8 protein-coding genes and 1 pseudogene are annotated in these 4,968 nt (G+C 47.7%); 8 read left to right on the top strand and 1 reads right to left on the bottom strand.

The features are described 5' to 3' along the window. The 7 genes from HCX89_RS22515 to HCX89_RS22485 form a co-directional block, all read left to right on the top strand. A partial coding sequence (locus tag HCX89_RS22515; RefSeq protein ID WP_167717515.1) for a DUF2190 family protein occupies window positions 1-273 on the top strand: 273 nt, incomplete at its 5' end. Further along, entirely contained in the window at window positions 266-640 is a 375-nt protein-coding gene (locus HCX89_RS22510) for a hypothetical protein (protein WP_167717514.1), read from the top strand. The genes HCX89_RS22515 and HCX89_RS22510, both read left to right, overlap by 8 nt. After that, window positions 640-1,203, top strand: coding sequence for a hypothetical protein (locus HCX89_RS22505; protein ID WP_167717513.1), 564 nt, complete (start codon window positions 640-642; stop codon window positions 1,201-1,203). Before HCX89_RS22510 ends, HCX89_RS22505 begins: the two co-directional genes overlap by 1 nt. A gap of 8 nt (window positions 1,204-1,211) precedes the next feature. Beyond that, window positions 1,212-1,637, top strand: coding sequence for a hypothetical protein (locus HCX89_RS22500; RefSeq protein WP_167717512.1), 426 nt, complete (start codon window positions 1,212-1,214; stop codon window positions 1,635-1,637). Further along, the gene (locus HCX89_RS22495; protein ID WP_167717511.1) at window positions 1,634-2,353 is read left to right on the top strand and encodes a hypothetical protein; all 720 of its coding nucleotides are present in this window, start codon (window positions 1,634-1,636) and stop codon (window positions 2,351-2,353) included. The genes HCX89_RS22500 and HCX89_RS22495 overlap by 4 nt, the downstream gene beginning before the upstream one ends. Window positions 2,354-2,778: 425 nt before the next feature. Next, window positions 2,779-3,504, top strand: a complete 726-nt coding sequence (locus tag HCX89_RS22490) for a zeta toxin family protein (RefSeq protein ID WP_025009594.1) — start codon at window positions 2,779-2,781, stop codon at window positions 3,502-3,504. Window positions 3,505-3,514: 10 nt separating this feature from the next. Next, window positions 3,515-3,679, top strand: coding sequence for a hypothetical protein (locus tag HCX89_RS22485; protein WP_156030547.1), 165 nt, complete (start codon window positions 3,515-3,517; stop codon window positions 3,677-3,679). 496 nt (window positions 3,680-4,175) lie between these two features. On the opposite strand, the gene HCX89_RS22480 is transcribed toward HCX89_RS22485, so the two are convergent. Beyond that, window positions 4,176-4,442: a hypothetical protein gene (locus HCX89_RS22480; protein WP_167717510.1), complete on the bottom strand. Its 267-nt coding sequence runs from the start codon at window positions 4,440-4,442 to the stop codon at window positions 4,176-4,178. A 112-nt stretch (window positions 4,443-4,554) separates the two neighbouring features. On the opposite strand from HCX89_RS22480, the pseudogene HCX89_RS22475 reads away from it, so the two are divergent. After that, a pseudogene (locus HCX89_RS22475) lies at window positions 4,555-4,968 on the top strand (phage tail protein); the annotation flags it as partial.

Raw genomic sequence — 4,968 nt, 5'->3', positions numbered from 1 at the left:
GATGTTGTGAGTGGTACTCCTGTGCTGATTGGCGCAATGCTTGCTGTTGCCTTGGCAAATGTTCCGGCAAATACACCTGGCACTTTTATCCCAGAAGGCGTGTTTGAACTCGCCAAAGCCCAGGCTGACGATATCGGCCAAGGTGATCAAGTGTATTGGGATGCAGCTGCCAAGGTGATCACTACCACAGCCACCGATAACACCCCGGCAGGTAAAGCCTGGGCTGCTGCCGGTAACGGCGCGCTCTATGTCGAAGTGAAGATCAATGTCTGACATTGATCAGCTCTTTTCCATGAGTAGAGCAGACAGACAGGCGGCGAAGTTTCGCCGTCTGTTTGAACGCATGGGGCAATGGTGCAGGATTGTTCCTTTCGACGGCGCTGAGCCCGTTGTAAGGCTGGTGAATCTTGCCGGCTCAAAAGGCGAGATAGCCGCATCAGCAGGCAATGAATACATGCCTGAAAAAATTATGCAGGCCGAGTTTCTGGTGCAAGATGGCAAGGTTTTTTCCGGCGACACTGTTGAGCTTGGAGACATTGATGCACTTGGGGATTTTGTTGCCGATGGCACCAAGCTGCAACTGACGCTGCTTTCGGCAATAGACGCAGTGTCTGTCACTTATGTTTATTTGGAACTGTAATGGCCAGCATTCGAGCTGAGGGGTTCAACGCTGTCGCCAGAGAGTTGCAGCGAATACGAAATGCCCAGGCACCGGCTATCGCTGCAGCTGTGAAAGAGGCCAGCCGCTTTGGCGAAGAGTTGGCTGTTACCGAAGTATTTAAGCGTTACGGCTTTCGTGATCGTAGTTACGTTGCCCGCCACTTATCAGTTTCATTTAACGAACGAACTCTGCAGGGGCGAGTGTCAGCGCGCTATCGCCCCAGCACTTTAAACCGATTCATTGTCCGCCGTAATACCCGAACCAGCAAAGGCGGCGGCAGCGCAGTTCCCGATGGCATAACGATAGCCACTATTCGCAACAAACCAACATGGTTCAGAGGTGCGTTTACCTTTATTGGCCGCAATGGCAATGAGCTGATGGTGTCGCGCCAAAAAGGTGATAACCGCTGGCGCAGCCTTAAGGGCCGTAAAACCCTATACGGGCCCAGCGTTGCCGGTTCATTCGGTGTTATCAGGGATGAAATAGAGCCCCCCATTATCCGCCATTTGCGTGAGCGGTATCGGCATCACGCCAAGCGTTAGGACATTCCATGATCAACGACATTATTGAACGGCTGCAGTTGGTGCCGGGCGCCACTGTGCGCGAAGGCTTTTATGCCCAGTCATTGGTGCGTGAATCTAAATTCATATTCCTGCAACCTTATATAAGCAAAGCATCTGTTCCGGGAATGCAACCTGGATATAAAGAAGACCTCACTTTGCAAATTGTCGCCGGTATCAAAATACCTGGTTTTACCCAACCTACCAGCGAGCTGATCAACCTAACCAGAGAGATCCGCTCGTGCCTGTTTTCCAACCAACGGGACCCCGCTCGGCCTAACTGGCTTGAAGGAGCCTTTGGTCTTGCAGAGTCAGAAGAATGCAAATTCATCATGCCGGAAGCTCATGAACACCACGGCTTGGCAGTGATCACAATCTCCATTTCAAACAGCCCAACCTTCGAGGATAGATTATGAGTGAAATAGTCAAAGAGTCGTACATCGGCGCCGGCATCGTGTACGTTGCCGGCCGGGATGTTGGCAACGCATCCGGCGTTGAAGTTTCAATCGAACAGGAAGAAAAGTCTCTGCCAAACTATCGTGGTGGTGGCGGTAACTATGACTCAGTTACAAAAGTGTCATCTGTAAAACTCAAGATGACACTCAACGCATTCAGCAATGAAAACTTGGCTCTTGCGCTGCGCGGCAAAGTTTCAGTGCTGACAGCTGATCCTGTTGATAATGAGATTGTTGTTGCAAAACTGGATGGACTGGCCCCAACCGAGAAGTTGATAGACATATCCAAGCCGGTAACCGTCACCAATAGTGACGGCACCACTGCATACGATGTGGACGTTGATTACTACGTTAGCGCTGCCGGTATCCGCGCCATTGGCACAGGGGAAATTGTCGATGGGGCCCAGTTGAAGGTGTCATATACCTCTGCTGCAGGCAATGCCCTCGAAGCATTGACCGAGGCCGGTGTTACCGTCCCCGTGGTGATCGACGGTATGAACGATGCAAACGGCAAACCTTGTGTGCTGAGGTTCTATCTGTGGAAGCCTTCGCCAACGTCCAGCCTGTCATTGATTACCGATGACTATGGTTCATTCGATATCGAAGGCGAAGTGCTCGCCAACGATGCGATAGTTGCCGCCGGCAAGTCGAAATTCTTCAAGCGCCTGGCTGCGTAAAACAGAGCGGCACCCAATGGGTGCCGCCTTCATGTTAAGCCTGTAAACGTTTCATCAACTGAGAGAGTTGCACTAAAAAATCGTCTTGGTTGCGGTGCAGTTCCCGCTCTAACAAAGGAATTCAGAGGGCAATATCCAGCTTGGCTGTTGCAGCTTGCTCACACATTGCGCCAAACAGTCGGTGCTCGACAATTTTCAGTAACGGCAATATGCGCTCAATGTATAAGCGCATGTGCTCGGCGCGGTTCAGCAGCAAACCAAGACTGTACAGGTCTTGCGTTCTAACAGGCTAATATTGTTTAGTATCTTTCCCCTGAAACGTATGATTTCAGTTAGTGTTAGGGGAGACATCTCCAGTAGCCAATTGCTCAGATTTTGATGTATTTTAGCAATGGTTTTGGCTTTGTTTTCACTGGGTTTAGGATATGACATTAACTGCCGAAGAGGCTGAAGTTGAGCGGCGTGCGATTGCTTATTCTAAGAGCAATAGAACACAAATTTGCCGTAATTTAACTGATAAGACCAAGTATGTTCCAGAACAAGAACCTGTATCTGTGTTCATGTGTGGTTCACCGGGGGCGGGGAAAACCGAGTCATCCAAGCAGTTCATCAAGGGTATTTCTGGTGATGGTGAAGAGGGAGTTCTTCGGTTAGATCCTGATGAATTGAGAGAATTATTTGAAGAGTACAATGGGAGAAATTCTCATTTGTTTCAAAGGGCTGTGTCATTCATTGTCGAAAGGGCTTTAGATTATTGCTTTAAAAACAATCAGAGTTTTCTACTTGATGGTACGTTAGCTCATTATGGCGTTGCTGAAAAAAACGTCGAAAGGTCCTTGCGTAAAGGGCGACAAGTATTGATAATATTCGTCCTTCAACGTCCCGAACTGGCTTGGAGCTTCGTTCAATCAAGAGAAAAGCTTGAAGGTCGCAAGATCCTTCCTGAGCATTTTGTAGAACAATTTTTCGGCTCGCAGCAAGTTGTTGAGCAACTTAAGGCTAAGTTCAAAAAAGATGTTGCTGTGGATTTACTTATCAAGGACAATGATGGTAAAACAAAGGTGTACTATAGTAATGTTGCAAGTATTAAACCTTACTTGCCCAAAGAGTACACAAGAGAAGAAGTTATGGAAATCGTCGGTATAGCATGAGAGAGTTTGTATGATTAGAATGCTCACCACACGTAAAAAGGCTTCATCTACACCTCTATCTAGATTTGTTAGAGAGGCTGATTCTAGGCATAAAAAACGTGTCTACAAGAAAGCGATTGATGAAGCAATCAAAGAACAGAACTATGTTATTGAAATGGCAAAGCAAACAGCCTAACAGACAGATATAGTTAAAAAAACCGCCTTAGATTGGCGGTTTTTTGTTGAGGAAACCCTGAAGGGTTCCAGCGGTAACCAATTGATTAGCAAGGTTATTGTAGGAATTTATTCTGTCACCAATGTGGGGTGTCTGCCATGCACAAGAACCGCCTTTTGGGCGGTTCTTGTGCATGGCATCGGCAATCTATCGAGGATTTGCAGTGCCTTATTACAGTAGGGCTGAATATCTATTTATGAAAAGCAAAACCCCGAATACGGCAAATAGTCGGTTTTTACATCCGCCCCTAAGCACTATTTAGGAGTAAAGCATACGTAGATAATAGCAAATCCAAGTGCTAAAGATGGTCTTAGTAACGTAACAGGTAAGTGGATTCGAAAGTGTGCTGGTGCAGCGGTGATTATGGCTGCATTAGCTTGGTTGCTTCTGTCATCAACACCTTTGATTTATGCCATTTGGTGGTGGTAATCAAAATGAGCTCCAAAACTTGCCGCCGTCAATTAACCAACTGGTGTGGACCCGGTAATACACCACACATTAACTCGTCACACTCGGTGGCTATTGCTTCGCGCCATTGGTCAGTGACATCACGAATCGCAAACCGATAGGTAAACCCTAACCACACGGTGAGTTGCCTAGATGCATTAAAGTGTTCAACCACAAAGCTATCTTCGTTAAACGCATAAACATCTTCAAATTGCTTGATGTCGTGCTGTACAAACGCCTGCTGTAGTAGGCCGTTGTAAATCTCTGTTTTATCCAATGAGTGTTCCATCAACCTGTTCTCAAGCCGCTTTCGGGATGGTTTAAGGATAGCTATTGCCGCAAATAAGGCGTGAAGCGTTGCTCACGGCTACGGCGTCATCGAGGCTACAATGGCATTTAAAGACCACATTATCAACCTGATCATTCAGGGGCGGGATCTCTTTAGCAGCGAAGCCAAAAAGTCTGAAAAGACGTTGGCCGAGTTGGCTGCACAAAGCGAAAAACTCAACCAACGGCTGGAAGAATTACAAGACCAGAAACAGGCCGTTGATACCATTGAGGATTTAACCGCTGCGGTAAGCAAGGGCACTCGTTCATATTCAGAAGCTGCCGCGGCACTTGCAAAGCTGCAGCAGGAACAACGCGACGCAGCCGGATCTGCCAAAAAACTACAGCAAGAACAGGCTCAGGCTGCCACTCAAACCGCAAAGCTTGAGCAGGATTATCTGCAGCTGAGTGATGAGCTGCAACAATACAACTCTCAGATAGATGCTACGCGGGCCAGGCTTGAACAACTGACAGCG

The sequence above is a fragment of the Shewanella sp. Iso12 genome, assembly GCF_012030025.1.
Lineage (GTDB): Bacteria > Pseudomonadota > Gammaproteobacteria > Enterobacterales > Shewanellaceae > Shewanella > Shewanella algae.
This window is presented reverse-complemented; position numbering and strand designations above follow the sequence as displayed.